Source organism: Microbacterium sulfonylureivorans, from assembly GCF_003999995.1.
GTDB lineage: Bacteria > Actinomycetota > Actinomycetes > Actinomycetales > Microbacteriaceae > Microbacterium > Microbacterium sulfonylureivorans.
The window spans coordinates 720,339-746,863 of the sequence record NZ_RJAD01000001.1; the positions used below are offsets into that span (position 1 = coordinate 720,339).

General features: G+C 70.8%; 31 protein-coding genes and 1 tRNA gene. 8 read left to right on the plus strand and 24 right to left on the minus strand.

The features are described 5' to 3' along the window. Window positions 1-55 precede the first annotated feature (55 nt). The gene (locus tag EER34_RS03280) at window positions 56-895 is read left to right on the plus strand and encodes an esterase/lipase family protein (RefSeq protein ID WP_127473131.1); all 840 of its coding nucleotides are present in this window, start codon (window positions 56-58) and stop codon (window positions 893-895) included. A gap of 35 nt (window positions 896-930) precedes the next feature. Here the strand turns inward: EER34_RS03280 and EER34_RS03285 are convergent, their stop codons facing one another. The 6 genes from EER34_RS03285 to EER34_RS03305 form a co-directional block, all read right to left on the minus strand. Further along, window positions 931-1,398 carry a GNAT family N-acetyltransferase gene (locus EER34_RS03285; protein WP_205791332.1) on the minus strand — a complete coding sequence of 156 codons (468 nt, stop codon included), beginning with the start codon at window positions 1,396-1,398 and terminating at the stop codon, window positions 931-933. Further along, complete coding sequence (locus EER34_RS03290) at window positions 1,395-1,748, minus strand: HNH endonuclease (protein ID WP_127473133.1); 354 nt, start codon at window positions 1,746-1,748, stop codon at window positions 1,395-1,397. The genes EER34_RS03285 and EER34_RS03290 overlap by 4 nt, the downstream gene beginning before the upstream one ends. An 80-nt stretch (window positions 1,749-1,828) precedes the next feature. Further along, window positions 1,829-2,479, minus strand: coding sequence for a signal peptidase I (locus tag EER34_RS17390; RefSeq protein ID WP_164743430.1), 651 nt, complete (start codon window positions 2,477-2,479; stop codon window positions 1,829-1,831). 80 nt (window positions 2,480-2,559) lie between these two features. After that, a complete protein-coding gene (locus EER34_RS17395) occupies window positions 2,560-3,453 on the minus strand; it encodes a hypothetical protein (RefSeq protein WP_164743431.1) in 894 nt (297 codons plus the stop codon). Between the two features lie 47 nt (window positions 3,454-3,500). Beyond that, window positions 3,501-4,052, minus strand: a complete 552-nt coding sequence (locus EER34_RS03300; RefSeq protein ID WP_127473135.1) for a hypothetical protein — start codon at window positions 4,050-4,052, stop codon at window positions 3,501-3,503. A 102-nt stretch (window positions 4,053-4,154) separates the two neighbouring features. Next, window positions 4,155-4,709: an alternate-type signal peptide domain-containing protein gene (locus EER34_RS03305; protein ID WP_127473136.1), complete on the minus strand. Its 555-nt coding sequence runs from the start codon at window positions 4,707-4,709 to the stop codon at window positions 4,155-4,157. Window positions 4,710-5,097: 388 nt separating this feature from the next. On the opposite strand from EER34_RS03305, the gene EER34_RS03310 reads away from it, so the two are divergent. Beyond that, window positions 5,098-5,961, plus strand: a complete 864-nt coding sequence (locus EER34_RS03310) for an aggregation-promoting factor C-terminal-like domain-containing protein (protein WP_205791334.1) — start codon at window positions 5,098-5,100, stop codon at window positions 5,959-5,961. 6 nt (window positions 5,962-5,967) lie between these two features. Here the strand turns inward: EER34_RS03310 and EER34_RS03315 are convergent, their stop codons facing one another. Next, window positions 5,968-6,675 carry a DUF899 domain-containing protein gene (locus tag EER34_RS03315; RefSeq protein ID WP_127473137.1) on the minus strand — a complete coding sequence of 236 codons (708 nt, stop codon included), beginning with the start codon at window positions 6,673-6,675 and terminating at the stop codon, window positions 5,968-5,970. Window positions 6,676-7,014: 339 nt separating this feature from the next. Further along, complete coding sequence (locus EER34_RS03320; protein WP_127473138.1) at window positions 7,015-8,826, minus strand: DUF2207 domain-containing protein; 1,812 nt, start codon at window positions 8,824-8,826, stop codon at window positions 7,015-7,017. 43 nt (window positions 8,827-8,869) lie between these two features. Here EER34_RS03320 and EER34_RS03325 point away from each other — a divergent pair, with 43 nt between their 5' ends. Then, entirely contained in the window at window positions 8,870-9,310 is a 441-nt protein-coding gene (locus tag EER34_RS03325) for a MarR family winged helix-turn-helix transcriptional regulator (protein ID WP_127473139.1), read from the plus strand. A 12-nt stretch (window positions 9,311-9,322) separates the two neighbouring features. Here the strand turns inward: EER34_RS03325 and EER34_RS03330 are convergent, their stop codons facing one another. From EER34_RS03330 to EER34_RS03345, 4 genes are read right to left on the minus strand one after another with little or no spacing between them, the layout of a single operon-like run. Beyond that, the gene (locus EER34_RS03330; protein ID WP_127473140.1) at window positions 9,323-10,057 is read right to left on the minus strand and encodes an ABC transporter permease; all 735 of its coding nucleotides are present in this window, start codon (window positions 10,055-10,057) and stop codon (window positions 9,323-9,325) included. Continuing rightward, window positions 10,054-10,845: an ABC transporter ATP-binding protein gene (locus EER34_RS03335; protein ID WP_127473141.1), complete on the minus strand. Its 792-nt coding sequence runs from the start codon at window positions 10,843-10,845 to the stop codon at window positions 10,054-10,056. The genes EER34_RS03330 and EER34_RS03335 overlap by 4 nt, the downstream gene beginning before the upstream one ends. Window positions 10,846-10,888: 43 nt before the next feature. Further along, window positions 10,889-11,179: a DUF4287 domain-containing protein gene (locus tag EER34_RS03340; RefSeq protein WP_127473142.1), complete on the minus strand. Its 291-nt coding sequence runs from the start codon at window positions 11,177-11,179 to the stop codon at window positions 10,889-10,891. A gap of 15 nt (window positions 11,180-11,194) precedes the next feature. Continuing rightward, window positions 11,195-11,809, minus strand: coding sequence for a TetR/AcrR family transcriptional regulator (locus EER34_RS03345; RefSeq protein WP_240642094.1), 615 nt, complete (start codon window positions 11,807-11,809; stop codon window positions 11,195-11,197). A gap of 128 nt (window positions 11,810-11,937) precedes the next feature. Here EER34_RS03345 and EER34_RS03350 point away from each other — a divergent pair, with 128 nt between their 5' ends. Further along, window positions 11,938-13,110 (plus strand): low temperature requirement protein A, encoded by a 1,173-nt coding sequence (locus tag EER34_RS03350; RefSeq protein ID WP_164743432.1) that lies wholly within the window; start codon window positions 11,938-11,940, stop codon window positions 13,108-13,110. Window positions 13,111-13,135: 25 nt separating this feature from the next. On the opposite strand, the gene EER34_RS03355 is transcribed toward EER34_RS03350, so the two are convergent. The 8 genes from EER34_RS03355 to EER34_RS03390 all read right to left on the minus strand — a co-directional run bounded on the left by EER34_RS03355 (window position 13,136) and on the right by EER34_RS03390 (window position 19,121). Beyond that, window positions 13,136-14,128 carry a DUF2804 domain-containing protein gene (locus EER34_RS03355; RefSeq protein WP_127473144.1) on the minus strand — a complete coding sequence of 331 codons (993 nt, stop codon included), beginning with the start codon at window positions 14,126-14,128 and terminating at the stop codon, window positions 13,136-13,138. A 35-nt stretch (window positions 14,129-14,163) separates the two neighbouring features. After that, window positions 14,164-15,768: an L-serine ammonia-lyase, iron-sulfur-dependent, subunit alpha gene (locus tag EER34_RS03360; protein ID WP_127473145.1), complete on the minus strand. Its 1,605-nt coding sequence runs from the start codon at window positions 15,766-15,768 to the stop codon at window positions 14,164-14,166. 100 nt (window positions 15,769-15,868) lie between these two features. Next, a complete protein-coding gene (locus EER34_RS03365; RefSeq protein ID WP_127473146.1) occupies window positions 15,869-16,666 on the minus strand; it encodes an alpha/beta fold hydrolase in 798 nt (265 codons plus the stop codon). Window positions 16,667-16,706: 40 nt separating this feature from the next. Then, a complete protein-coding gene (locus EER34_RS03370) occupies window positions 16,707-17,072 on the minus strand; it encodes a VOC family protein (protein WP_127473147.1) in 366 nt (121 codons plus the stop codon). Between the two features lie 16 nt (window positions 17,073-17,088). Further along, window positions 17,089-17,754, minus strand: coding sequence for a hypothetical protein (locus tag EER34_RS03375; protein WP_127473148.1), 666 nt, complete (start codon window positions 17,752-17,754; stop codon window positions 17,089-17,091). 108 nt (window positions 17,755-17,862) lie between these two features. Continuing rightward, window positions 17,863-17,935, minus strand: a tRNA-Arg gene (locus tag EER34_RS03380). A 109-nt stretch (window positions 17,936-18,044) separates the two neighbouring features. After that, window positions 18,045-18,461: an MmcQ/YjbR family DNA-binding protein gene (locus tag EER34_RS03385; protein WP_127473149.1), complete on the minus strand. Its 417-nt coding sequence runs from the start codon at window positions 18,459-18,461 to the stop codon at window positions 18,045-18,047. 33 nt (window positions 18,462-18,494) lie between these two features. Then, entirely contained in the window at window positions 18,495-19,121 is a 627-nt protein-coding gene (locus EER34_RS03390) for an asparagine synthase (RefSeq protein WP_127473150.1), read from the minus strand. A gap of 91 nt (window positions 19,122-19,212) precedes the next feature. On the opposite strand from EER34_RS03390, the gene EER34_RS03395 reads away from it, so the two are divergent. Then, on the plus strand, window positions 19,213-20,061 hold the full coding sequence (locus EER34_RS03395) for an SDR family NAD(P)-dependent oxidoreductase (RefSeq protein WP_240642095.1): 849 nt from the start codon (window positions 19,213-19,215) through the stop codon (window positions 20,059-20,061). Between the two features lie 4 nt (window positions 20,062-20,065). Here EER34_RS03395 and EER34_RS03400 read toward each other — a convergent pair whose 3' ends face one another. Beyond that, window positions 20,066-20,449, minus strand: coding sequence for a DUF5684 domain-containing protein (locus tag EER34_RS03400; protein ID WP_240642096.1), 384 nt, complete (start codon window positions 20,447-20,449; stop codon window positions 20,066-20,068). Between the two features lie 35 nt (window positions 20,450-20,484). Then, window positions 20,485-20,916: a YdeI/OmpD-associated family protein gene (locus EER34_RS03405; RefSeq protein WP_127473151.1), complete on the minus strand. Its 432-nt coding sequence runs from the start codon at window positions 20,914-20,916 to the stop codon at window positions 20,485-20,487. 161 nt (window positions 20,917-21,077) lie between these two features. Here EER34_RS03405 and EER34_RS03410 point away from each other — a divergent pair, with 161 nt between their 5' ends. The 3 genes from EER34_RS03410 (at window position 21,078) to EER34_RS03420 (ending at window position 22,450) form a co-directional block, all read left to right on the plus strand. Beyond that, entirely contained in the window at window positions 21,078-21,278 is a 201-nt protein-coding gene (locus EER34_RS03410; protein WP_127473152.1) for a hypothetical protein, read from the plus strand. A gap of 162 nt (window positions 21,279-21,440) precedes the next feature. Continuing rightward, a complete protein-coding gene (locus EER34_RS03415) occupies window positions 21,441-21,860 on the plus strand; it encodes a DUF4383 domain-containing protein (protein WP_127473153.1) in 420 nt (139 codons plus the stop codon). A gap of 11 nt (window positions 21,861-21,871) precedes the next feature. Next, window positions 21,872-22,450, plus strand: a complete 579-nt coding sequence (locus EER34_RS03420; protein WP_127473154.1) for a hypothetical protein — start codon at window positions 21,872-21,874, stop codon at window positions 22,448-22,450. Window positions 22,451-22,464: 14 nt separating this feature from the next. Here EER34_RS03420 and EER34_RS03425 read toward each other — a convergent pair whose 3' ends face one another. Beyond that, a complete protein-coding gene (locus tag EER34_RS03425; protein WP_127473155.1) occupies window positions 22,465-23,409 on the minus strand; it encodes an aldose 1-epimerase family protein in 945 nt (314 codons plus the stop codon). A gap of 95 nt (window positions 23,410-23,504) precedes the next feature. Further along, on the minus strand, window positions 23,505-26,483 hold the full coding sequence (locus EER34_RS03430) for an immunoglobulin-like domain-containing protein (protein WP_127473156.1): 2,979 nt from the start codon (window positions 26,481-26,483) through the stop codon (window positions 23,505-23,507). Window positions 26,484-26,525: the final 42 nt, after the last annotated feature.

Below are 26,525 nucleotides of genomic sequence, written 5' to 3' on the forward strand. Positions count from 1 at the left end.
CCGCGTACGTGACACACGAGGTCCCCGACGGCTGCGGACTCGTAGACTGCGGCCCATGACGCGCAGCCCCGCGACCGCCGAGCCTCCGGCGAGGCCCGGCCCCCTCACGCGCGCGCTGTGGTGGGCGTCCGACTACATCTACGCGGCGCGTCGGCAGTTCGCGGTCCTGTCGCTCCCGTGGTCCATCGGCCGTCCCCGGCCGGTGCCTGCGGCGTGGGGGCGCGGGAGGCCGGAACTGCCGGAGGTCGTGCTCCTCCCGGGCGTCTATGAGCACTGGACGTTCCTCCGACCCCTGGGCGACGCCCTCGCGGCGGCGGGTCACCGCGTCGCCGTGGTCCACGGCCTCGGCATGAACCGGCGCAGCATCCCGGAGACGTCGGAGCGCCTCGGGCGGGTGCTCGCCGAGCTGCCGCCGCCCGCTGCGGGGCGCGTGCTCGTCGCGCACAGCAAGGGCGGGCTCATCGCCAAGCACCTCCTCGTGACATCCGGTGCGGCGGCCGCCGCGGCGGTCGAGGCATCCACCGGCGGCGATCCGGCGGATGCCGCGGCCACCGCGACAACGGAGGACGGCGGCCCACCGCTCAGGATCCTGGGCCTCGTGGCCGTGGCCACGCCGTTCGGGGGTGCCCGGCGCGCGCGTGTGCTGTTCGCCGATCCGAGCATCCGCGCCTTCCTGCCCGGCGACGAGACGATCGTGATGCTCGGGCGCGAGACCTCGATCAACGGCCGCATCGTGTCCGTGTTCGGACCCTACGACCCCCACATCCCCGAGGGGAGCGCGCTCGACGGAGCCACGAACCTGGAGGTCCCCGCAGCCGGTCACTTCCGGGTGCTGGCATCGCCGAAGACCCACGAGGCCGTACGGGACGGCGTCGCGCTCCTCGCAGCGGGGTGAGCGCAGCATCGGTCCGCGATCTCCCGCGTGATCGATCAGTCGGATGCCGCGCCCGGCCGCCACACCATCGTGTGGCCCGTCGCCTGGAAACCCTCGTTGCCGGCGAGCTTGCCCGTCGTCGTCGTCTCGAGCACGAACCCGAGTGCCTCGTAGAACGCACGGGCGCTGTTGCCGTCGAGGACCTCGAGTTCGACCGGTCCGGTCGCGAGACTCAGCATGTGCTCGACGAGCGCGCGCCCGACGCCGCGGCGGTAGAGCCCGGGATCGACGTAGGCCCAGGTGATCTCGTCGCGGGAGCCGGCGATGAAACCGGCGACGCGGCCGTCGACCTCGGCGACCCAGACCTCGTCGTCGAAGAGCCCCTCATTCTCGTAGGTCGCGGCGAGGTCGAGGTACGCCTCGAGCAGACCCGCGCCGCCGAGCTCGTCCAGGCGGGCCGCGTCGTGGATGCGGCAGATGTCACCCCAGTCCCGAGACTCGTACGGCCGGATGACGATGCTCACGCGGATGCCCCCGAACGCCAGGCGTGGAGGATCTCGACGTGGCGCAGGAGGAACGCGCGCTCGTCGAGGCGCTTGCGGCGCAGCCATCCGGTGACCTCGTCGTTGCTCTTGCTGGCATTGCACGAGCCGCACGCGGGGACGACGTTCTCGAAGGTGTAGCGGCCGCCCCGCGAGATCGGCAGCACGCAGTCCTTCTGGAACGGCCCGGCGGCTCCGCCGCAGTACGCGCACGCCCCCCATGCCTCCAGGATCGACTCCCATTCGTCGGGCGTGAGGTCGTTGTCGGCGGCCGCGACTCTGCGGGCGCGGCGTCGCGACGCACGGGCGCGACGGGTCTGACTGAGGGCCATGCGGCGAGCGTACCGGGGCCGCGCAGCGGTGACGGGGAGGGATGCCGCGGGCCGCAGCATCCCTCCCCGTCCCAGACGTCTCACCCGGCGGCGTGCGTGCGCTCCGGCTCGGCCGAGGCGAAGTCCCGTCGCGTGCCGCGCGCGAGCGCGGCCTTCGCACGGCGGCGGTCACGCGCACCCACCACGATCGTGGCGATCCCGTAGGCGAACAGCAGGCCGACGACGATCGGCAGCGCCCAGGCGCGCGCCTCGCCCGTGACGACGTTGTTGATCCAGCCGACATAGGGCACCGCGTACCAGAGCCTGCCCACGACCTGCACGGGCCGGACCGGGTCGGGATCGTCGGCGTCGTTGGCGTCGCCGCGCGTGATCAGGAGCGGCTCGCCATCGGCTGCGGCGCCGACCGCGGCGACGCGGTGGGTGACCACGGCGGGCTTGCCGGACTCGAGCTGGTAGGTGACGACGTCACCGAGGTCGATCTCCGAGATGTCGACGGGCGTGACGATGACGAGCGTGCCCGGCGGGTACTGCGGCGCCATCGAACCGGTCAGGACTGTGTACGGCTTCGAGCCCGTCACGAGCGGAACGATCACGACCGCGATCGCGAGAAGCGCGACCAGCGCGAGGAGGACCCAGGAGACGGCGGCGAAGATCATCCGCGGCACCGACACCCGCTCGTCGACGGATCGACGGCCGGTGGACCGGGATGCGGGGGATGCGGCATCCGTCATGGAATCACGCCTCTCGTCCAGGAGGTGCCCGATGGCTGCCTCGTTGTCGTGCGCCGAACCGGTCGCCGCGATCCCCGCACTCACGCGCACACCAGGCTCTTGGTGAAGAAGATGACGAGGAAGTAGGAGGAGCGGAAGGTGAGGTTCGCGACGGCGACCACCGCCCCCTGCGAGTTCTTCACCGTGACATACGTCTCGGCCGTCTCCGTGCCGGAGGTGGCCGGGTTCGTCAGGGTGAGGGTCTTGCCGTTCGGGCTGGCCGTGGCCGTGAAGCTCGCCCCGGTGTCGTTGCGGGTCACGGTGTACGTGCCGGAAGGCACGGCGGAGGGCAGCGTGAGGACGGCGTTGTTGCCGGTCGTCGAGCACGACGCCCAGCCGGTGCTGGTGATGGCGAGCTGTGCCTGTTCCTGATCGGTCCAGTTGCGCTGCGCCGCCGTAGCCGTGACGGTGATGGTCAGGCTGGGAGCCGGTGCCGCCTGACCGGACAGCGTATGCGTGTCCGTGTCCGTGACGACGAGCTTGATGCACGCGTACGCCGTGGCGCCCGCCGCGATCGCCGTGGTGGACGACCAGGAGGACCCTGCGAGCGCGCTCTGCGACGGCACGGCGGCGTACGCTGCCTCGGTCTGGCAGGCGCTCGACGTCGTCTTGAACGAGACCTGGACGGTCGCGACCGCCGCCGGCCCGAACCCCGATGCCGCCGCCACCGCTACCGTCTCGGTCGCCCACGGGGTCGCGCCGTTGTTCGCCAAGGGCGCGGTGTAGTACTGGGTGGTCTTCCATCCGGTGAAGCTCGTGGTCGACGCGGCCGAGGCCGGCGCAACCGCGAAGGGCGCGATCGAGAACGGGCTGGCCTGCGCGGTGAGAGTCAGCTGCGCGCTCACGGCCCAGTAGGCGACCGCGGCGACCGGGGTGACGACGACCAGGCAGATCGCGGCGACCAGCGCCGTGATGAGCTTCGCGCGTTTCGTCATGATGTGCCTTCGTCGAGAGATCGTGTCGTGGAGATGCGGCGCGGATGTCACGGGGCGGTCTGGGTGCCGGTGAGCGTGATGTTCACTGCGGCGGTCTTGCCCTGCGTGCCGTTCGGCGCGTTCGCGTCCAGACCCTGCCATACGCACAGCGTGCGGCTGACGTCCGTCGCCAGTGTCGTCGGCACGGCGGTCGTAAGCCCCGCCGTGGTGCCCTGCCAGTGCCCGGAGTCGGCGGGCCACGAGCTGGGCGGCGTGGACGCGCAGGCCGCGGCCTGGACGCTCACGGTGATGATGACGCTCGCGGCGAGGCCGCCGGTCGCCGAGAAGGCGGAGGCGAGACCGAGTGAGACGTCCCCCGTGTTGGCGATGCTCCGCGCTGCGATGAGCTGGGCCGGACCGCCGGGGTAGACGCCCGAGTTCGAGCCACCCGTGCCCGAGATGGACAGGGCGGCTTCCCCGGTCGAGATGGAGACGGCCTGCGTCTGCGTGCTCGAGACGAAGTAGCTCAGGGTGCCCGGGGCGAACACGACGGCGAGAGCGACGACGCCGGCGATCAGCCCGGCGACCCCGAGGGGAGCCTTTGCCTTCTTGCGCGACATCTGTCTGCCTGTCCTCTGCGTGGTGGTGAGCGGTGGTGAAGGAAGGGGCCGGTCGGGAACGACTCGGCCGGCCCCTTTCCGTTCAGCGTGTCCGGCAGCCGATCAGGAGGCGCCGTTGGCGGTCTGCGTGACCGTGACCGTGGTCGAGGCGAGGTTCCAGGACTGGTTCATCGTCGCGGCGGCGGTGTCGTTCGTCGCGTTGGCGCCGAAGGGCCAGGTCAGCGTGAAGACGAGCTGACCGTTGGCTGTGCCGCTGGCGGCCGTGAAGGCGCCGCCCGTGATGGCGGTGCTGTTGTACGTGCCGGCGGCGGTCGAGGTGAGGTGCGCGGGAACCGTCGCGTAGCCGCCCCAGTTGATCGCGCCGCTCGCGGTGAGGTTGGTGCCGTTCGCCTTGGTCTGGAAGGGCACCGTGTAGACGACGGTGTCGCCGGGGACCATCTTGAACGAGGCGAGGGTGCTGGTGATGTCGGTCGTCGTGCTGCCGCGCTTGACCTGCCAGGTCGCGCCGGGCGTGAGCGCCACGCTCAGCTCGCCGGTCTGGATGGTCGCGGAGCTGACCTGGGCCGAGCCCTGCCAGTAGGCGAGCGAGCCGCCGCCGCCCAGCAGCAGTGCGATTCCGGCGGCGATGGCGATCGTGCCCTTCATGGACTTCTTCATGTCTGTTCCCCCCAAGGGATCTGCGGGTCTGGGGCCCGGCTATCTTTCGGCCTCTGCGCGGTGCGCCTGCCTGATGAGAACAGTCTGGAAAACCGATCTCGTGATTCCCGCACGGCATCCGCAACGTTTCCGCAAGAGATCCACGAGGGTTCGCCGAAGCGCAGGAAACGCCTCAGCGGCACCTCAGGACAGGCTTCAGCCGCCCGTCCAGAGGCGACGACGCTGTGCTGTGATCAGGCCTTTCCCTGCCGGCGCCTCCCACGGTTCTGCCAGGGAAACCTGGGGAACCGTCCAGACGGAGTGCGCAGACTCGATGCTTTGCGCCCGGCCCGAGGGCGCAGGACGCCGGTTCGCCGGCGTGAAGCACCCGAAGGATCCTGCGTTCCCCATGCTCGATAACCCGTCGTCCACGCCTGCCCGTTCGCCCCGCCGGCGCCGAATCGCGTCCGTCTCCCTCGTCACGGGCCTCGTCGCCGGCGTCGTCGCCGTGACCGGACTCGCCGCCGCGAGCCCGGCGTTCGCCGTGACCCCGCTGTCCCTCGCCGCAACAGTGGGCGCCGAGACCCTCCACGACATCACGACCGAGGCGCGCGCAGCGCTCGGCGATGCGCGCTCGACGCTCGCGGACGCCGGCGCGGTCGAGGCCGACATCGCCGCGGCCGGGCTCGACCTCGGCACGGAGAGCACGTCCGTGGACACCGTCCCCCTCCTCGACGCGACGGCGCAGCTCTCGAGCCTCGATGTGCTGCCCCTGCTGCTCCTCCCGGGCGCCGCGGAGGAGGCCGCGACCCAGACCGACATCGTGGACGCGCGCGTGGCGGATCTGCGAGAGCGCCTCGACGTCGCACTCGAGAAGAAGGCCGCCGAGGAGGCGGCCGCGAAGGCGAAGCGCGAAGCAGAGGCCGCAGCCGCCGCAGCCGCGAAGGCGGCCGCGGAGGCCAACACGGTCGACGGCGCCAAGGCGACCGCGCGGCGTCTGGCCTCGGCGAACTACGGCTGGGGGGCCGACCAGTTCTCGTGCCTCGAGTCGCTGTGGACCAAGGAGTCCGGCTGGAACTACCAGGCGTACAACGCCGGCAGCGGCGCGACGGGGATCCCGCAGTCGCTGCCCGGCAGCAAGATGGCCAGCGCCGGCGCCGACTGGCAGACCAACGCCACCACGCAGATCACCTGGGGACTGCAGTACATCGCGTCCGCGTACGGCAGCCCCTGCAGCGCGTGGGGCCACTCGCAGGCGACCGACTGGTACTGAGGCGGGTCAGTCGGCGGCGCGCCCGCCGGGTCCGTACAGGGCGGCGACCTGCTTCGAGCTGAGCCAGCCCGCGCCGGGCTCGTCCTGAGGCCAGCCTTCGGGTGAGTCCTGCCAGGCCTCCTGCCGACCATAGGGAAGCACGTCGACGAGGCCGAACGTGTGGGCGAGCTGCTCGGTCCCGCGTCCGGTCGTGTGCCAGGTGCGGTAGACGGTGTCGCCGTCTCGAAGGAACACGTTGACGGCGAAGCCGCCGCCCGGAGGGGCGTCCATGTCGGCGCCGAACGGGCTCTCGGAGGTCGAGTACCACTCCATCCGGTTGCCGGTCCTCTCCCGATAGGCGAGCGCCTCGTCGATGGGCCCCTGCGTCACGATCACGAAGCGTGCGTCGTACGGCTCGAGGAACTCGAGGCGCGTGAACTGCGAGGTGAGGCCCGTGCACCCCGGGCAGTGCCATTCCTTGCCGGCGAACCACATGTGGTTGTACACGATCAGCTGAGATCGGCCCTCGAAGACGTCGGCGAGGCGCACCGGACCGTCTTCTCCGACGAGCGTGTAGTCGGGCAGGGCGACCATCGGCAGACGGCGACGCTGCGCCGCGACGGCATCGAGTTCGCGCGTGGCCGCTTTCTCGCGCACGCGCAGCGCGTCGAGTTCGCGACGCCACGTCTCGGCATCGACGACCTGGGGAAGGGGACGTGCGGTCGTGGTCGGCATCGGAGCCTCCTGGTGTCAGCGAGCGATGTTCACACTGTACACATTGGCCGGCGCGCGTCAAGAGGAGCCGGCGATCGATCTCGATCCGGCGCACCCGGCCATCGCCCCGTACGCGATCCCTGGGAGTTTCCGATGCCCCCGAGATGAATCACAAAAAGATAACGCCCGCCCCTTGTCGTCGTTACCTTCTCGTTATAGAGTCCTCTCAACGGTTAGCTGTTTTGCTGTGGCAGCTACCCGGCATGTGATTGCAGGACACTCTTGGTGCAAGGGACAAGGGCCGGTCGGTAGCCTCTCCGACCGGCCCTTACTCTTGCCCGCGCGACGCAGGAGCGGACTTCAGACTCCCCCGCCGCCGCCGCCTCCGCCGCCGCCTCCGGCCGATCCACCGCCGCCCGATCCGCCCGACGTCGACGACGAGGACGCGGTGCTCGACGACAGGGTCGAGATGCCCGACGAGAACGATGCGGCGTTGAAGCCGCTCGAGCCGGAGTACCAGCCCGGCGAGTTCCCGGGCCCGTAGAGCACCGCGAGCTCGCGCGACCACTCCTTCTCCTGCCCGAAGACCACGGCGTACGGCAGCAGCGACTCGTACAGCCGCAGCATCACGCGCGGATCGGTGGTGTCCACCTGCACGCGCTCCGCACCCTGCGGGGACTGCAGCATCCGGATGCGGTCCGCCTCCGCCCACTCGATGAAGACCTTCAGCCCGAGCAGATGATCGCGGGTCTCGGCGCCGGCGGCGGTCAGCGGCTTTCGCGACACCATCCCGCCCACCCAGATCGTCGCGAGCACCGACACCACGATCAGCACGATCGGGATCAGCGGGTCCACCATGCCGTCGAGCGCGGCGAACCCCGTGAGGAAGATCAGCACGGCGGCCGCGATCGCCGCGAGCAGCGGCCACACCCGCACCCGTGCGGGCACCGCGCGCCGGAGCCCTCGGTTCACGAGCTCCTGATTCGCCGCCTTGAGGATGCTCTGCGCCGCCGACGACAGCCTCGTGTCGCTGCGTCCGAACTCGAACTCCTCGCCCGGCGATCCCGACGGGAACAGGCCGTCGAGCAGCATCCGCCCGTCGCCGTCCGCCTTCGAGGGATCGACGAGCTGCGCCTTCAGCTTCGCCCCGCCGAAGAACTTCTTCTCGCCCTCGATGATGCGGATGCTCCCTGCGACCGCCTGCTCGAGCACTTCCGCCGGGATCGCCTTCGTCGTGAGCCCGAGCATCACTGCGCTCTCGAGCGCGTCGACCGAGGGCGGCGGCGTGTACTCGGCGATGATCACCGGCCGTCCCGGCTCGTCGCGCAGCCGCCTCGCGCGCGTGACGGCGGCGAAGACCACGGCCCCGCCCATCCCGAGCGCGGCGAGGCCCTGCAGCCAGCCCCACGGAGAAGCGAGGTACGACGAGTCGAAGGCGGTGAACGTGCCCTCCTCGAACCCGATCGCGATCGTCATCGTCTGGTACTGCAGGACAGGCGAAGCGGATGCCGCGACCACGTCGCCGTCGGCCGAGATCGGGCACGTCGCGGTCGAGCCCTCGTAGCCGACGTAGCAGGCCTGCTCCCCCGTGAGGGCGTCGGCGAGCTCGCTCGGCATCGTGACCTGTGCCGTCACCCGCCCGAAGGGCTGCTGCCATTCGGTTCCGTTGACGTTCCAGTAGAACTCGTCCACGGCGGTGTCGCCGAAGAATCGCGTGACGTTGTCGAGCGTGTACGTGAAGACGTACGTCTGCCGCCCGTGGACGAAATCCGAGGCGCGCGAGGTCATGATGTAGTAGTCGTCCTCGGACTCGACCTCGCTCTCGCGAGTCCGTCCGCCGGCGTCGGTGATCGAGACGAGCTCGGGGTTCAGCGGCGCTCCGAGATACGAGTCGGGGATGCGCCGCTGCATCCCACGGTTCTGGTCGAACTCGGGGAACACGGCGACGAAGGTCTCGACGACGGTCAGCGAGCTCGAGCCGTCTTCGGCCCGGTCGAGGCGGTACTCGACGTCGAGGCTCTCGAAGACGAAGTCGTTCACATCGGCGCGCGCGGCGTCCGGCCCGGCCCCCAGTACGACGCCGCCGAACCCCAGCGCGAGCGCGACGAGAGCTGCGGCGAGCGCGCGCCACATCCGATGTGCGTCACGAGACACGGACGCGACTGTCCCCATGGGCCCCAGCCTAGGGGGCGGGTTTGGTCGTAATCTTGTCGACATGACGGATCGCCGCCTCGCCATCGACGCGTGGGAGAGTCTCTTCCGCGCCCAGCATGAGGTGTTCGGCGACATCAACGACGACTTCCAGGAAGACACGCTCAGCCAGGCGGAATACGACGTGCTCCTCACCGTGACCCGCGGCGACAACATGACCGCGCGCCTGCGCGACGTCACCGCGAACATGCTCATCAGTCAGCCGAGCGTGTCGCGCCTCGTCGACCGCATGGCCGCGCGCGGTCTGATCGACAAGTGCGCCGACCCCGACGACGGGCGCGGGGCCCTCGTGCGGGCGACCGATGCCGGCGCATCCGCCTTCCGCAGGCTGGCGAGCGCGCACGGCCGCGCGATCGCCGAGCGGATGTCGCTGCTCAGCGACGACGAGCTCGCCCAGCTGCGCGATCTGACGGGCAAGCTCCGCAAGCCGCAGCCCGGCTGCTGACGATCGCCCCGGCTAGGGAGTGCGCCGGCGCAGGGTCAGCGACGCGAGGATGAGCGCGCCGAGGAGGAATGCGCCGACGATCAGCAGCGGGCCGTAGACGTCCCAGCCCTCGTCACCCGCGGTGACGGCGTTGATCGCGTCGATCGCGTAGCTGAGCGGAAGGAAGTTCGAGATCACGTAGAGCGCCTCGGGCATGTCCTCGCGGGGCATGAAGAGCCCGCCCAGCAGGATCTGCGGGAAGACGATGACCGGCATGAACTGCACCGCCTGGAACTCCGTGCGGGCGAATGCGCTGGCGAGGAGGCCGAGCGCCATGCCGAGCACGGCGTCGATCACGGCCACGAGTCCGAGCTGCCACACCGGCCCGTCCGTCTCGAGCCCGCAGACCCACACGGCGAACGACACCGTCACGACGGCCTGCAGCATCGCCATGAGGCCGAATGCCAGCGCGTAGCCGACGATGAAGTCCGCCTTGCCGAGCGGCGTCGTCATGAGCCGCTCGAGCGTGCCCGAGCGGCGCTCGCGCAGGGTCGTGATCGAGGTGATCAGGAACATGATGATGAACGGGAACAGTGCCAGGATCGGAGGTCCGTAGATGTCGAAGACGCCGTCCTGATCGCTGAAGAGCCAGGCGAACAGACCGACCAGCAGGCTGGGGGCGACGAGCATCAGCGCGATCGAGCGCGGGTCGTGCGTCAGCTGCCGCAGGATGCGTGCGGCCGTGGCGAAGGTGCGCCCGCCGTTCATTCGCCCGCCTCCTCTCGCGCCTCGCGCCGGGTGGCCGGATGGTGGCCGGCGGTTCCGGCCGTGCCGGCGGCGTCGCGCTCGATCAGCGCGAGGAATGCGGCATCCGGGTCGGTCAAGCCGGTCGAGGCGACCAGACCCTGCGGGGTGGTGTCGGCGATGATCCGGCCGGCCCGCAGGAGGATCAGCCGGTCGCAGCGCAGCGCCTCGTCCATCACGTGGCTGCTGACGATGATCGTCGCGCCGGCCTCGGCGAGCCCGCGGAACAGATCCCAGAGTTCGGCGCGGAGCACGGGATCGAGCCCGACCGTCGGCTCGTCGAGGACGAGCAGCTCGGGGCTGCCGAGCATCGCGACGGCGAGCGAGACACGACTCTCCTGCCCGCCGCTGAGGGAGCCGACGGTCTGTCGCGCCTGACCCCTCAGCCCGACCTGCTCGATGACCCGCGCGACGTCGGATCGCGGCGCCCCGATGATCCGGGCGAAGTAGCGGAGGTTCTGCTCGATCGTCAGGTCGTCGTACACCGACGCGGCCTGCGTGTCGTACGCCACGCGACGACGCTGGGCGGCGGTGCCGGCGGGATCGCCGAGCACGGTGACCGTGCCCGCGGCGACCTTCTGCACACCGACGATCGCCCGCATGAGCGTCGTCTTGCCACACCCGGACGGCCCCAGCAGCCCGGTGATCTGACCGCGCGGGACATCGAGATCGAGGCTCGCGAACACCTCGGTCTTGTCGCGCCGCACATGGAGTCCGCGCACCTCGACCGCATTGCCCGGCGAATTATTCATCACACGATGAATTAAACGCCCACCCGGTCGCGACGGTCAAGCCCTACGCATTCGGGTTCGTCGCCTTGCCGTCGAGCCACAGGGTGTCGGACGGATCGGAGTGCGCCGTGCCGGTGCCGACATGCTTCGAGCTGATCGTCGGCCCCTTCGTGATGACGTGCACGAGCGCCATCGCGTGACCGCGTCCGAGCCCGTAGTCCTCGCCGAGCCACGCCACGATCTCGCCCGATTTCGTACCCGGACCGAAGCCCTTCTCGGACGCGAGGTCGACGAACTGACGCGGCGTCAGCCCTGTCTTCTCTTCGATGTTGTCGAGATATGCCTGGAACGTCATGTTCGCCTTCGCTGGTCAGGGTCGGTCGTAGAGGTAGCGCTGGATCGTCGGCCCGACCCGCTCGACGACGTCGTCGACGGATGCCTCCGCCAGCGCGGGCAGTCGCAGGACGTACCGCGCGATCAGTATGCCCGCGACCTGCGACGCCACCAGGGTGGCCCTCAGCTCGGCGTCGGGCACATCGAGCGCGCGGGCGATGCGCGAGAGCAGCTCGCGCGACAGGAAGCCCGCGAGGAGCGGCGTCGTCAGCTTGTTTCCGATCGCGGTGCGCAGCAGCACCACGCCCCGTCGGCGCACCTCAGGCTGCTCCCACGCCTCGAGGATGTAGCGCACGATGCGCTCGCCGACCTCGTCCTCGGGACCCTCGAGGATCTCGGGGAGGGCGAGGTCGGGGCGCATCGGCGCCCCGATCGTCTCGCCGAACAGGTCGGCCTTCGTGCCGAAGTAGTGGTGCACGAGCGCGGAGTCCACGCCCGCCCGTGCCGCGATGCCGCGGATCGTCGCACCGTCGTAGCCCGCCTCGCCGAACTCCTCGATGGCCGCGGACAGGATCCGCTCCCGCGCGTCGGACTCGCCGGCGCGCGGACGGCCGCGGCGCCGCTTCGGCGCGGGGACGACGTACTCCACCACGGCCTCAGCCTACGGCCGTGCCGTCGGGCCGGCACCCGCGGGCGCAGCGGGGCGGCGCGTCCGACCACCGGCGGCCGACGCTCGCGGTGCCATGATGGGGCATGCCCTTCGGGATGAGACGCGACGTCATGCGACCGACCGACTCGCCGCGCGCCGACCGGGTCACGTACGTCGAGCTGTTCTTCGACCTCGTCTTCGTGTTCGCCCTGACCCAGCTGTCGGCCTACCTGTACGAGAACCAGACGGCGCTCGGCATCCTCGAGGGCGCGATCATGGTCTGCGCGCTGTGGTGGGCGTGGGTGTCGACGACCTGGGTCACGAACTGGCTCGATCCGGTCACGCTGCCCGTGCGCGGCGCGGTCATCGCACTCGCGTTCGTGGCGCTCGTGATGAGCGTGTCGATCGCCGAGGCCTTCGGCGAGCGGGCATGGGCGTTCGCGATCGCCTACGTCGTCCTGCAGGTCGGGCGCACAGGCTTCATCGTCTGGGCCACCGCCCGCCACGACCCGCCCGTCGCCCGGGACTTCGCACGCGTGCTCGCCTGGACGGTCGCGGGCGGAGCTCTGTGGATCGTCGGCGCCCTCCTGCCACTGGAGTGGCAGCTGCCGCTGTGGGCCGCCGCACTGGGGCTCGAGCTGCTCGGCACGGTCCTCGGGTTCCCGGTGCCCCGACACGGGCGGGTGCTCATCGGCGCGTGGGACCTGTCGGGCCCGCACATCGCCGAGCGCACCGCCCTGTTCGTGCTCATCACGCTCGGCGAGGGACTGCTCGTGACCGGCTTCGCGTTCGTCGCGAAGGAGTCCTCCCCCGCCTCGATCGCGGCGATGGCGACCGCCTTCGTGGCAGCCGCCGCGACCTGGTGGATCTACTTCGACCACGGCGAGCGCATCGGGTCCGAGGTGATCGAGGCGTCAGACGAGCCCGGGCGCGTCGCGCGCACCGCCTACACCTGGATCCACCTCGCGATCATCGCGGGGCTCGTGCTGCTGAGCGTCGGCGACAAGGAGTCGCTCTCGCACCCGCACGAACAGGGCCTGGCCCCGACGGCCGCCTCGCTGGGCGGACCGTTCCTCTTCCTGATCGGCACCGTGCTGTTCCGCCGCCTGCTCGAGCGGCGGTGGGCGCGCGCTCAGCTGGCGGGCGTCACGGCGCTCGCGCTCCTCGCCGCGCTGGCGCTGGCGCTGACCGCCGTTCCACTGGATTCCCTCACACTGTCGGTCGCCGCCGCGGTCGTCCTCGTCGGGGTGGCGATCGGCGAGACCCGCGGACGCCTGCGACGGGGGCGTCGCAGCGGCGGCTGACCGCACCGCGCGGCGCGGCATCCGCTCACCAGCGGTTGTGCACCTCTTCGGCCCAACCCGCGATGCCGTCGAAGGCGACCTCGTCGCCGTCTGCGGTGCGGAACGTGCCGCTCCAGTGGCCGAAGCACTGATCCGTGCTCGACGCGACCACACCGAGATCGGTGCGGGTCCGCTTGTCGAAGAAGGGGGTGAAGGATGCCTCGAGCCCCCCGCCCGCCACGCGCCACGGCTGCTGCCAGCGCCAGATGTCGTACTCCCACGTGAGCTCGTCGTGGATCTTGTGGAGCCTGCCGTCGACGAACACGGCGTTCTCGGTCGATCCGGTGCCTTCGGTCCACTTCCCGCCGACCTGGATTCCGATGACGCGACCGTCCGAGACGCCCGATCCCGCGCCCCAGTTCCATCGGACGTCGTAGGGCCAGCGCCCCCGGCCATGGTCGAGCACCGCCCAGGACTCCCCGGCCGGCACGTCGAAGATCTCGCCGTCGAAGGCGACGCGCCCGGACGCCGGGCGCGCGAGGTCCTTCACCGTGTACTGGAAGCGGCGGGTGCTCCACGGCACCACGACTGCGAGCCGCTCGTGCCCGGCGGGCAGCCCGGCGATCACGTCGAACGACGCCCGGTGCGTCGCAGCACGCAGCCGCGTGCCGCCGGGCACCTCGTCGATGTCGATCGCGAGATCCTTCGCCCGCGAGCGTGACGGTCCACCCTCGAGCGAAGCCGGCAGCGTCGCCCGGCCGAGCACGGCCGAGACGCTCGTGCTGATCTCGCGCTGCGTCGCCCGGTCGAAGACCCACACCTCGCTCACGGCCGCGTAGTCGATCGACGACACCGTCAGCGCGAGGATGTGCGTCGGGGTGATGACGTTCCAGTACTCCCAGCGCTTGTTCCGTCCCCACCCGCGGCCGATCCCGCTCGTGTCGACGAGCGGCCGGCGCGCCCAGCCGACCGCGTCGGGATTCAGCCTGCCGTCCGGGAGCGTGAGGGATACCGGGGAGGTCAGTTCGCGTTCGGGCACGGGACGATCCTAGGCACCGCGGCGCTCGTCGTCCGTCAGCACTCGATGACGTTGACCGCGAGGCCGCCCTCGCTGGTCTCCTTGTACTTGTGCGACATGTCGATGCCCGTCTGGCGCATGGTCTCGACGACGGCGTCGAGCGAGACGTAATGGCTGCCGTCGCCGCGCAGCGCGAGCCGGGCGGCGGTGACCGCCGTCGAGGCCGCGATGGCGTTGCGCTCGATGCACGGGATCTGGACGAGCCCGCCGACGGGGTCGCAGGTGAGGCCCAGGTGGTGCTCCATCGCGATCTCGGCCGCGTTCTCGATCTGGCGGGTGGTGCCGCCCATGACGGCGGTGAGCCCGCCCGCGGCCATCGCGCATGCCGACCCGACCTCGGCCTGGCACCCGCCCTCGGCGCCCGAGATCGAGGCGTTCGCCTTGAAGAGCGACCCGAGCGCGGTCGCGGTGAGCAGGAAGCGACGGATGCCTCGCCTCCGGTTCGCTTCGGCGACGAGACCCTCGTCGATGACCGAATCGGGCGCCGGAGCGTGCTCGCCCTCGCCGAACCCGAGCAGGGCGCTGCCGACGAGCTCACCGTAGGGCGTCACGGCGTTGCCCGCCCCGAGGCCGGAGTCGGCCAGGAAGCGCCACCAGTACATCGCCACCGCCGGGACGATTCCCGCCGCGCCGTTCGTGGGGGCGGTCACGACCCGCCCGCCGGAGGCGTTCTCCTCGTTCACCGCGAGCGCGAACGCCCCGAGCCACTCGCCGGGGAGCTCGCGCCGGCCGTCGGCCTCGGCGTCGTCCAGCTGCGCGCGGATCGCGCCGGCGCGGCGCTTCACCTTCAGCATTCCGGGCAGCACGCCGTCGGCATGGAGTCCGGCCTCGACGCAGCCGGCCATCGCGTCCCAGATGGCGTCGAGCCCGGCGGCGATCTCCTCGTCGTCGCGCAGCGCCTCCTCGTTGATGCGGGCGAGCTCGGCGATCGTGAGCCCGTGCTCGTCGCACAGCGCAAGCATCTCCTCGGCCGTGCCGTAGTCGAGGGGGAAGCCGTGGGCGCGCACCTTCGGCGGCTCGCCGTCGCGGCGGATGAAGCCGCCGCCGACCGAGTAGTACGTCTCGCGCAGCACCAGACCCGCGTCGTCGGCGAGCGCGACGGCGGTGGTGGCCCCCAGTGCGAACGCGGAGCCGGTCTCGCGGACACCGGCTGCGGCATCCGTCCCGATCCTCCGCGGGCGACCGGCGGACGCGGTCGACCACGCCTCGAGCGTCATGGCGTTCGGATGCCCCGGCAGCCGCGTGCGCGGTTCGAAGATCACGTCGTCCTTGGCGAACCCGATCGCGTGGGTGCCGGCGAGCGGAAGCTCGCGACCCTCGGTCCAGCCGCTCCACGCCGCGCGCACGGCATCCGGGTCCACCGTCTCCGGCTCGAGGCCCATGAGGCCCGCGACGACCGCGTCAGGGGTGCCGTGACCGATGCCCGTGGCACCGAGCGAGCCGTAGAGGGTGCACGTCACGCGACCGACCGACTCGAGGAGTCCGGCCGCGCGCAGGCGCACGACGAAGTCGAGGGCCGCCCGCATGGGGCCGACCGTGTGGGAGCTCGAGGGTCCTACTCCGATGGAGAACAGCTCGAACGCCGAGACGTAGGCGCTCACACCTCCAGGCTACGCCGTCCCGCAGGCAGACTGCGCACCGTGATCACATCGAGATGAGCAGGATGCCTCGGCGCTCGGCATCCCTGCGAGCAGTGTGGCGTCAGCGCTGTCCGAAGAACTCGACCGCCGCCTGGCGGAACACCCGCGATCCCGGGGCGTTGAAGTGGTGGCGGTCGGGGAGTTCGACGAACTCCCCGTGCGGCGTGGCGTCCGCGAGCAGGCGCGAGCGCTCGAGGATCGCGTCCTCCGAGCCGGTGGCGAAGAGGATGGTCTGCTGCGGCGGGTGCGCGACGTCAGGGTCGGCGTCGCCGAGGCGCATGCCCTCGGCGAGCGCCACCAGCGCGCGCAGGTCGTTGCCGGGGACGCGCTCCGCGAGCGTGACGTAGTTGCGGGTCACCGGGTCGTCGACCGGTGTTCCCTGGTCGGCATACGCCCGAGCCTGCTCGATCTGCAGCCGGGCCAGCGGACGGCCGTCGGGGATGCCGCCCAGCACGGCGCGCTCGACGTGCTCCGGCGCGTTCACCGCGAGCTGCCACCCGACGCGTGCGCCGAGCGAGTAGCCCGCGTACAGCACGGAGTCGAGGAGGTACGTGTCGAGCACCGCGATCAGGTCGCCGGTGAGCGCCTCCATCCCGTACGCCTCCGGCTCGTGGGGCTTGTCGCTCGCACCGTGCCCTCGCTGGTCGACGCCCAGCACGCGGAACCCGGCACGGGTGAGATCGCGTACCCATCCCGTGTTCACCCAGTTGTCGCGACAGCTCGAGGCGAAGCCGTGCACGCACAGCACCGTCGGCAGATCGTCGTCGCCCCACGAGTACGTGGCGACGCGGTGGCCTTCCGCCGACATCACGAACTGCGGGTCGGGCATCTCGGTCAGGGCAGGGAACGCGGCATCCACTCGCCCATTCTCACCCGAGAGGGGATGCCGCGGCTCCGGGTTACGGACGCTGGTGCGCGATCAGGCCGACCGTGTTGCCTTCGGAGTCCTTGATGAACGCCTGCCACTCCTGATGACCGGCCGGTCCGAGCGTGTCGTCCTCGTGGGTGAAGATCACGTGCGGATGGGCGACGACGTCGACGATGCCGTCGAGCCGCTCGAGCGCCTCGTGGACGTTGTGGACCTGCAGGTAGATCAGCGACGACGGCGCGTTGCGGTCGAGCAGCAGTCGGACCCCGTCGAGGTCGAAGAAAAGGAGTCCCGGCGGGTCGAACCGCGCGGTGGGCTCGGTCTCGAGCAGCACCGTGTAGAAATCGGCGGCGCGGTCGAGGTCGTCGGCGTGCTGGGCGATCTGAGCGAGTCTCATGCTGATTCCTCTCGGGTCACGACGCACACTCTTCGAAGCCGCCGTAATGGAACCAGATCTCCCTGCCGGCGGGCGCCGCGACCGTGCGGCTTTGGCCGAGCGCGCTCACGGTCACGGACGGGATCGCCCACGCCGTGCTGCTGCACTCCGCGTACCGCGACTCGCCGGCGAAGGTGAGCACGGCGATGAAGGTCTGGATCGTCCCGGCGTCCACGGGAAGACCGCCCTCGACCGGGAAGCGGTGGTCGCCGTCGACCGCCTCGCCGTGCTGCGCGTTCGGATTGACGAACGACACCTCCAGGCCGGTCGGCCCGCCGGGAGCGAGCTGCGCCAGGGTGACGGCGTCGACCATGACCGACTGCGGGCCCCCGTTGACCACGTGGATGCGGAGCTCGCACGTCGCACCGGGTTCGAGTGCGACCGCTGGCCAGAGGAACTCATCGTTCATCGGCGACGGCAGCGTGCCGACATCGGCGCCGTCGCACACGATCGGCTCGGCGTCGTACTCGAGTGAGACAGAGGCGAGCGCAGCGCTCGCCGTCACGTGCCACCCGGCCAGGGCGGCGGCGGCGAAGACGGCGACGACGCCCAAGACCAGCCCGGCCGCCCGCCCGCGGGGGGTCGAGGGCTCCGGGGGCGCGAGATCCGCCGGCGCTCTGACATCCGCTTCGACCGTCGTCATGGAGCGATCATCGCAGGCAGACGTCGCCGGCGTCACCATCGCCGGCGACCTGTGGAAAAGCGAAACGGCCCGCTTGCGCAGGCCGTTCCTCACTGTCTCAACACAGTGTGCGCCTCGAGGGACTCGAACCCCCAACCTTCTGATCCGTAGTCAGATGCTCTATCCATTGAGCTAGAGGCGCCCGGCTCGCACTCTCGCGCAAGCCAGCGTCCAGAATACCCGACGGCGTCCCCCGGAGCGAATCGAGGTGCCGGATGCCCGAATCCCGGGCGTGTCCGGGTGGCGCGGGGTCAGGCCGGGCCCGTGATGGCGCCCTCGTCGCGGGCATCGAGCGCCCGAAGCTGACGCTGCAGCGCGACCTGCCGGTACGACGTGTCGAGCAGCTCGGAGAGCAGGCTCCAGTCGCCCGAGTCCGCCTCGACCCGCAGCGCGAGCCAGCCGTAGGCACCCTCGTACGGCGGCACGAAGACGTCGTCCCGCTCGACCAGCGCGAAGCGCTCGGACCCGTCCGGGATGAAGAGGACCGCACCGGCGTCCCGCACGCCGACCAGCGCGAACTGGCGCTTGCCGGCCCGGAACGTGCATCGCCCGTGGGAGATCGCCTCGACCGCTTCCGGATACGCGAGGCACAGCGCGCGCACGCGGACGACGAGCGGATGCTCCGGCGGGAAGTGCATCGGGTGTCCGGCGGCGTCGACGACGTCCATCGCACGATGGTACCGACCGGGACGAAGGCCGCGTCAGGCGTCGAGCTCGCTCAGGTCGATGCCACCGGCGCGCGGCGCCGACGGCACGTCGTGCGCAGCCGATTCGGGCTCGTCGCCCTCGGGGGACCGCCGACGGTGCGCCGCCAGCCGTGGCAGATCGACGAGCCGCAGGGACTGCATCCGCGCGGCGCGCATCATGTCGTAGTCGGGGTCGAGGTCGGGGCGCATGCCTTCGACGTTCAGGCGCCGCTCGAGGTTCGCCTCGACGTCGCCCCACGCGGCATCCCTCGCCTGCTCGACCAGGGTCCGCACGGCGTGCGGGTCGTCGGCGACGCGGCGCAGCTCCTTGGCCACCCCGATGTACTGCCGGTAGCGCCGACGCAGATTGCGCATGTCGCGATCGCGGTAGTCGTGGGTGCCGTCGGGATCGGTGAACTTGCCGAACGCCTTCTTGCGCTGACGTCTCGCGAGCGCGGCGGCCTCCTCCTGCTCCTCGGCGAGCGAGACGAGCGTGTCGTGCGCGAACGGAGCGACGCGCACGAAGTCGAAGGCCTCGTCGTGCGCGATGGTCTCGACGAGGATGTGGTTTCGCACGGCCAGCCGGGCCGCGGCGGACGCGATCGACACCCCTTCGGCGATCGCCTCAGCGGTCTTGCCCATCGCACCTCCTGCATCGAGGCTAGCGTCCGGCGGAGGCCCCCGAGTCCGCGAGAATCGTAGACGTCGGTCGACGAAGACGAGAGGGACGGACATGGCGAGGATGCAGCGGCTCGAGGTGCACGGCAGGACGACCGTGATCACCGGTGCGGCGAGCGGGATGGGCGCCGAAGTCGCCCGCGAGCTGGGCCGGCGCGGTGCGCGTCTCGCACTCGTCGACCGCGACGCGGACGGTCTGTCCGCGCTGGGCGCCGAGCTGACCGGGACCGGGCACACGACCCACGTCATCGACCTCACCGACGACGGAGCCGTGTCCGCGCTCGCCACCGCGATCGAGGCATCCCACCCCCACGTGCAGGCCCTGATCACCTGCGCCGGATCGTCGATGCTCGGCGACATCTCGCAGCTGACGATGGCCGAGATGCGATGGCTGATGGACGTGAACCTGTGGGGCACGGTGAACATCACCCAGGCGCTGCTGCCCGCGATGCGTCGCGAGCCCGCCGCGCACATCACGCACCTGGTCAGCATCTACGGCCTCGCCGCCCCCGCCGGGCGGATCCCGTATGCCATGAGCAAGTTCGCCGTGCGCGGGTTCACGGAGTCGCTGCGGCACGAATTGGAGCGCTCGACGGTGAGCGTGGGTGCGATCTACCCGGCGGGGGTCAAGACCGGGATCATCGGACGCGGTCGCTACGCTGCCGCGATCGATCCGGCCGTCGCCGATCGCGCCGCGGCGGCGCAGGCCGCGATGTACCACACCGAGCCCGCCGACGCCGCGGTGCGAATCGTCGAGGCGACGGTGCGCCGCAAGCCGCGCGTGATGATCGGGCGCGAGGCGCGCCTCGTCGACGTGCTGACGCGCGTGACGCCGACCCGCTACTGGGCGCCCATGCGACGCCCGCTCCGCGAGGCGATCGACACCACGACACCGATCCGCTGAGGGATCAGGCCGGCTTGGTGTACGTCGCCCGGCCGAAGCCGAGGATGAAGAAGCCGATGAAGGCGAACAGCCACAGCAGGAAGAACGACCAGGCGCCGCCCTTGCCGAAGCCCTTGCCCACGCGGATCGCGACGATGATCGACCACACGATGTTCACGATCGGGATGAAGTAGAGCAGACCGAGCCACGCCGAGTAGCCCGCGATCTTCACGAGGATGAAGAAGTTCACGATCGGGATGATCGCAAGGATGCCGGGGTACCCCGCCTTGCTGAAGACCTTCCAGAGGGCGACGACGGTGATGACGTAGAAGATCAGCCCGACGATGCTGTACGGGCCCCAGAGGGTCGTCAGATCGGCTGTATCGGTGACGACGTTCGCAGAGATCATGCGCTCAGCATAGGGGTGAGGACGAGCCGGCTCCGTCAGGCGCGGAGCTTCGTGACGATGGCGGCGATCCGGCGCGCGCGGGTCTCGTCCGCCTTGGCCGTCTCGACGTTCGTCACGTGCGCCTTCTGTGCGCTCGGGGCGAGTTCGGCGAACACCTCGCGCATCCCCGCCGCGTCGAGCGCGGCCGCGAGATCGGCCGGGACCTCGACGGTGCGCGGGGCCGTGTCGAGCGACAGCTCCACGGTGATCCGCTCCCCGCCCTTCAACCCGGTGGCCGCGCGCTTGTCCGAGCTGAAGGGAATGAGGAACCTCCCGCCCATGACGGCCACCGTGCTGCGGTACTCGAATCCGTCCACGCTCACGGTGACCGCCGGGCGCTTTCCTCCGCCGAGCTCGTCGAGGAGATCGGGGGGCACCTCGATCCCCGTGTTGTTGCCGTTCAGGAGGAGCGTCGTCTCGAATCGCATGGGTCGAGTGTGGCACCGGATGCCGCGGCCCGGACAGGTTGAGGCATCCGTGCCGCGCGGCCGACGATCTAGCAACCGCCGCCTCCGCGCGCAACCCCCCGGCCTGCACGGCTCGGCCGACGTAGCGTCGATGGCACAGTCCTTCACGAAGGGAGCGGTGCATGGGATTCATGGATGACGCCAAGGAGACGGCCGAGGCCGTCGGCGACAAGATCAAGGACACGTGGGAAGACACCACCGACCGCGTCGGCGACAAGGTCGACGAGATGAAGGCCGATGCCGACGTGAAGAAGGCAGAGGCCGAGCGCGACTCGGTGAAGACGCGCAACTCCATCAAGGAGGAGCTGCGGGAGAGCAGCTGACCCCGCGTGCGCCGCGGTACGCCGCGGCTCCGGCAGAAGGGCCCCGGACCATCCCCCGGGGCCCTTCGTCGCGTTCGGCGCCTGCCGTCCAAACCGATCAGACCGGTGGTCCGAAGAACCCGCAGACGCGGCACCCGCCGCCTACGAACAGGAGGAACGCTCATGCGCTCGTCACCGAACCGTCTCGTCGCCACGATCTTCGGCGCCGTCTACCTCGTCGTGGGGGCACTCGGCTTCGCCGTCACCGGCGGCGTCGGCTTCATCGCGACCGAGGGCGGACTGCTCCTCGGCATCTTCGAGGTCAATCCGCTCCACAACGTCGCCCACCTGCTGATCGGAGCCGCCCTGCTCATCGGCGGACTCAGCTCCGCGGTCGCCGCCAAGACGGTCAACATCATCGTCGGCGCGGCCTACCTGCTCCTGGGTGTCGTCGGGTTCTTCCTCGTGGGAACGGCCCTCAACGTCCTGGCGCTGAACACCTTCGACCACTTCCTGCACCTGGCCAGCGCCCTGGTGCTGCTGGGCGTCGGCCTCGCCGCCGACCGCACGGCACGGGCCGACCTGGCCGGTCGCACCGCCTGACGGACGTGCACATGGACTCCGCAGCCACCACGGCCCAGAGCGTCCCGGGAGCGTCGCCGCCGACGCGCCGGGCAGCTCCGGCGCAGCGCGGCGCCGCCCCGTCGTGGGCGGCCGTCGCGGCGTGGGGCGCGGGCCTGATCGAGCTCGCGCTCGGCGCCGGCGCGCTGACCGGAGGAGGTGCCGCCCGGGGGGCCGGCGCCGCCCTGGTAGCCGTCGGCGCCGCGGGGCTCGTGTGGGGAGCCACGACGCTCGGCCGCGGACGCATCGTCGTCCCGCGGTCGGGTGTCGTCGGTGCCCTGGCCGGCGTCATCGCCGGAACGGTCGCGCTCGCCGCCGACCCCGCGCGGTCGAGCGTCGTCGCCTTCGCGGTGTCGACCGTTCTGCTGGTCGCGGTGGCTCTCGCGTGCGCCGCCCGGCTGCGCGCCGTGCACGATGGGCGAGCGGATGCCGCGCCCCCGCGCCTGTCGATGCTCTTCGTCGCAGCCGCCGTCGTCGCGGCGCTGGTCACTCCGGCGCTCGGCGCGACCGAGGCCGGGCGCCTCGCACCCGACCACGGCACGCACGGGATCGTGGACCCCGGACACCACTAGCGCGGTGGAACGCGTCAGGCGATCGCGGCGATGCGCCAGGACGCCTCGGACGACGCACCCGGCTCGAGGACGATCAGTCCGGCGTCGTATGCGTAGCGCTCGGCGTTGAAGGCGTCGGGCGCGCACGTCATCGGCTCGACGGCGAGGCCGAGACGGCTCTGCGCCGCCTGGGGCTTATCGGCGGTGTGCACCTGCACCCAGGGGCACGCGGCATCCCACGCCATCTCGACGCCGGTGCCGTCGGCCACCGTCACCCGGACGACGGCGATGCCGGTCGCATCGCGCTGGAGACCTGAGAATGCATGGTCGATCTCGGCGGTGTCGATCCGGCGGGCGGTGCGGAAGTCGAATCGCTCCGGCTCGACGGCGTCGACGGCGACGAGGTCGGTGGGGATGAGCCGGTCGACGGTCACGGCGAGCACCTCGTTCGCCGGCAGCTCGAGCGTCCAGTCGTCGACCCTGCCCTCGCCCGCGACGAGGTACGGGTGCGGCCCGGCCCCCCACGGCGCCGCCTCGGCGCCGTCGTTGCGCGCCGTGACGGACTGCGTGAGCCCGTCGGGGCCGAGCGAGAAGGTGGTCGTCACCACGATGCGCCACGGGTACGCGGTCTGAGGCTGGATGACGGCCGCCAGGGTCACGTGGTCGGGCCCCTTGTCGATCGCCTCGAAGTCCAGCCACGCCGCCAGCCCATGCAGGGCGTGCGAGCGGGCAGGCTCCGTGAGGGCGAGCTGCCGCTCGACCCCGCCGAATGTGTAGCGGCCGTCGACCACCCGGTTCGGCCACGGTGCCAGCGTCGCGCCGCGGTGGGCCGGTCGCACCTCGTCGGCCTCGAACGGCACGACCAGGTCCCGCCCGGCGTGGGTCAGCGAACGCAGGGTCGCGCCGACGCTTGCGATGACCGCCTCGTAATCGCCCGCGCGGAGCGCGTGCTGGGTGCCGGACGTCGGGATGCGTGCCATGGATTCAAGTCCTCGGGGTCATTTGTTGCGGAGACTCCCAGTATCCCGCGACAGACGGGGGCCCGCGACAGACGTCGCGGGCCCCCGTCGACGGGCTACTGGCAGGTGGCGGCTGCGAGCGACACCGTCGAGGTGTGGCTGCGGCCGTCGGTGGACTGTCCGGTGATCGACACGGTGTGGGCCGCGACCGCGATCGCACGGGTCGAGAAGGTGACCGATGCGGTCTTGCCCGCGGCGATCGTGACCGTCTTCGTGCCGTACGCGTCCGCGACGGTGACCGTCGCCGAGACGTCGTCCGCGTTGGTGACGCTCACGACCTCGGTGATCTTGCCGGCGACGCACCGCGTGGTCGCCGCCGCGGTCAGCTCGAGGCCGAACGTCACCGCCGACGACGTCGAGGGGCTCACGAGCCCGTCGGCGTAGCCGTCGTAGTGCGCGGTGACCGCGCCGACGCCTGCCGGAACCGTGACCGACGCCGAGCGCTCCTCGAGGTCGACCGTCTCGGTCCACGAGCCGCCGGAGAACGTCACCGTGCCGACGACGTCGCCGTCGTCGTCTGCGGCGACCTCGGCGGTCGCGGTGCGGCCGTCGGCGGTGAGCTGCGTGGTCGAGTCCACGGCCTCGACCGCGCTCCAGGTGTTCAGCGCCGTGAGCACCGACTGCGACACACTGACGAACGAGCCGTGGCGGGGGCTGGCCGGGAGCCCGCCCTGCGGCCGGACGACCCACTCGGCGCGCTTCGACAGGCGGTCGGCCTGGCTGCTGGATGCGATCGCGTCGGCATCGGTGAGGAAGGCGCGATAGCCGCCGGCCCCGTAGTTGTCGACGAGGAAGACGTAACCGTCCCCTTCTGCCGTGTTGTTCGGGTCGCCCGCGTTGAGCTTGACGATCTCGGGGCCCTCGCCGACCTGGTTGGTCTCGAGACGCGTCATGTTCGTGTCGGTCAACTGCCACGTGGTGTTCGGGTCGGCGGTCCAGCTGGACTGCGTCGTCGGCGCGGTCAGCACCTTCGAGCGCTCCAGGAAGATGTCCTTGCCCGCTTCGAGCGTGCCCGCGGCCCCACCGTCCTCGTTCTTGGTGAACCGGTAGTAGTAGTCGTCGATCTTGGTGACGGTCGAGTCGATCCGCGCGTATCCGGTGTCCTGCCAGGTCGTCGGCGGGTAGGTGAACGTATGGAAGTCACGCGTGAGCACGTAGAACATGCGCGCGTGCCCGGGCCCGCTCGTGTGGGCCGCGTCGTTGTACAGGCGCGATGCGAAGAACACCACATACGACTGCAGGTCGTCGTCCCAGTACGCCTCCGGCGCCCAGGTCATTCCGGCTTCGGGCTGGTTGATCGGGATGCCGGCATTCTGGCCGTTCGTGCGCACCCAGTTCTTCATGTCGGTCGATTCCCACACCTCGATCTTCAGGCTGCCGTTGGACTGCGCAGCCCCCCAGTCGCCGGTGCAGCCGATGCAGAGGTCGGTCGCGATCATGTAGTACTTGTCGCCCTCCGCGGAGCGGATCACGTACGGGTCGCGCAGACCGGTGGTGTCGGCGGTCGAGACGATCGTCGGAGCACCGCCGTTGACCGGCGCGAACGAGAAGAAGTCGTTGCCCGAGGTCGCGGCCTGATAGATCTTCTCGTCGTTGTCGGCCTTGAAGTACGCCGCGGCGTAGCCGGCGTCGGGCGCCCAGCGCCCCTTCTCCGCGACGGCGACCGTGAAGCTGCGCGAAGCGGAGGCGCCGTTGAGGGTCGCGGTGGCGGTGAGCGTCACGGACTCGTCTCCTTCGCCGTACGCGGGCCGGTGGATGAGGCCGCCGCCCTTGAAGGGATCGGCGCCGCCGACGGCGGGTGCCGCGTACGAGGCGTCCGTGGGGGTCACGAGCGACGCATCCGACGAGGTCCAGGTGATCGGTGCGCCGTTGACGGCGCCCGTCGTGATCAGCGGCAGGTTCTCGGTGGTGCGCGCCGTCAGCGAGATCGCGTCGAGGTCGGCCGACAGCACGGGAGCCTTCACGACCACGTCGAACGCGATGGTCGTGCCCAGCGACGTGGTCGCGGTGATCGTCACGGGTGCGTCGACGGTGAGGCTGCTGCGCGAGACGACGCCCGAGTTGGACACGACCGCCGTGTTGGAGCTCGCCCACGTGAGGGTGATCCCGTTGGCGGAGGCGGGGAACGTCAGGTTCTTCGTCACGTTGTCGAGCGACGGGTTCGCGCCGCGGACCGTGGACTGGATGTCGAGACGGATGATCCCGTCGGTCGCCGCCGCCTTCTGCGCGGCGGTGGGCATGCTGTCGGTGACCTCCTGCGGGGTGAGCGCGACGTCCCAGAACTTCACGTCCGAGACATCCGCCTTCACCAGCGCGTCGCCGGTGTACAGCGAGCGGCCGAGGTAGCCGAGCACTCCGGTCGCGGGCACGATCGCGCTCATCAGCTTGGTGTGCGTGACGGTCGACATCTGGATGCCGTCGCGGTAGAGCGTCAGCACGTTGCCGTTGCCGACCATCGTGAGCGTCGTCAGCCCTGGGTTCAGCTGGCCCCCGTCAGGAAGGCGCGTCTCGCCGTTACCCGAGTCCTTCACGCGGATGCCCGCAAGCACCCGGCCGCTGGGCGCGTCACTCGACCGCGGGTTGACGAAGACATGGTTGCCCAGCTGCGTCGTGTTCCAGGCGCCGATTCCGTTGCCGATGACCCAGCCGAACTGGTTGCGGGCGGTCTGCGTCGTCACCGTGTACTCGACGGTGAAGCTGTTGTCGGTGCCTGTGACGAGTCCCTGCGGCAGGGATGCATATCCGTCGCCGTTGAACCGGAGCACGCTGTCGCCCGCGACGTTCACGAACGAGTTCGCGGTCAGCCCGGTGAGCGCCGCATGGCGGCCGTTGCCCGAGACGTCGAGCAGCGACGTGCCGGAGTACGACATGTCGTAGTGCGCCGTCGGCGCGGGCCCCACGGCGGCGGTGGCCGCGAGCGGGGCGGAGAGCCCCATCAGCGACACAGCGAGTGCGGCGACGGCTGTCGAGGCGACCGCGCGGCGCAGTGAGCGCCGCCGCGGTCCCGTGATGGGCGGATGCAGTTGTGTTCTCATCGGCGAGAACCCCCCTCGGGTCGGGTTGGTGGTGCGTGCCCC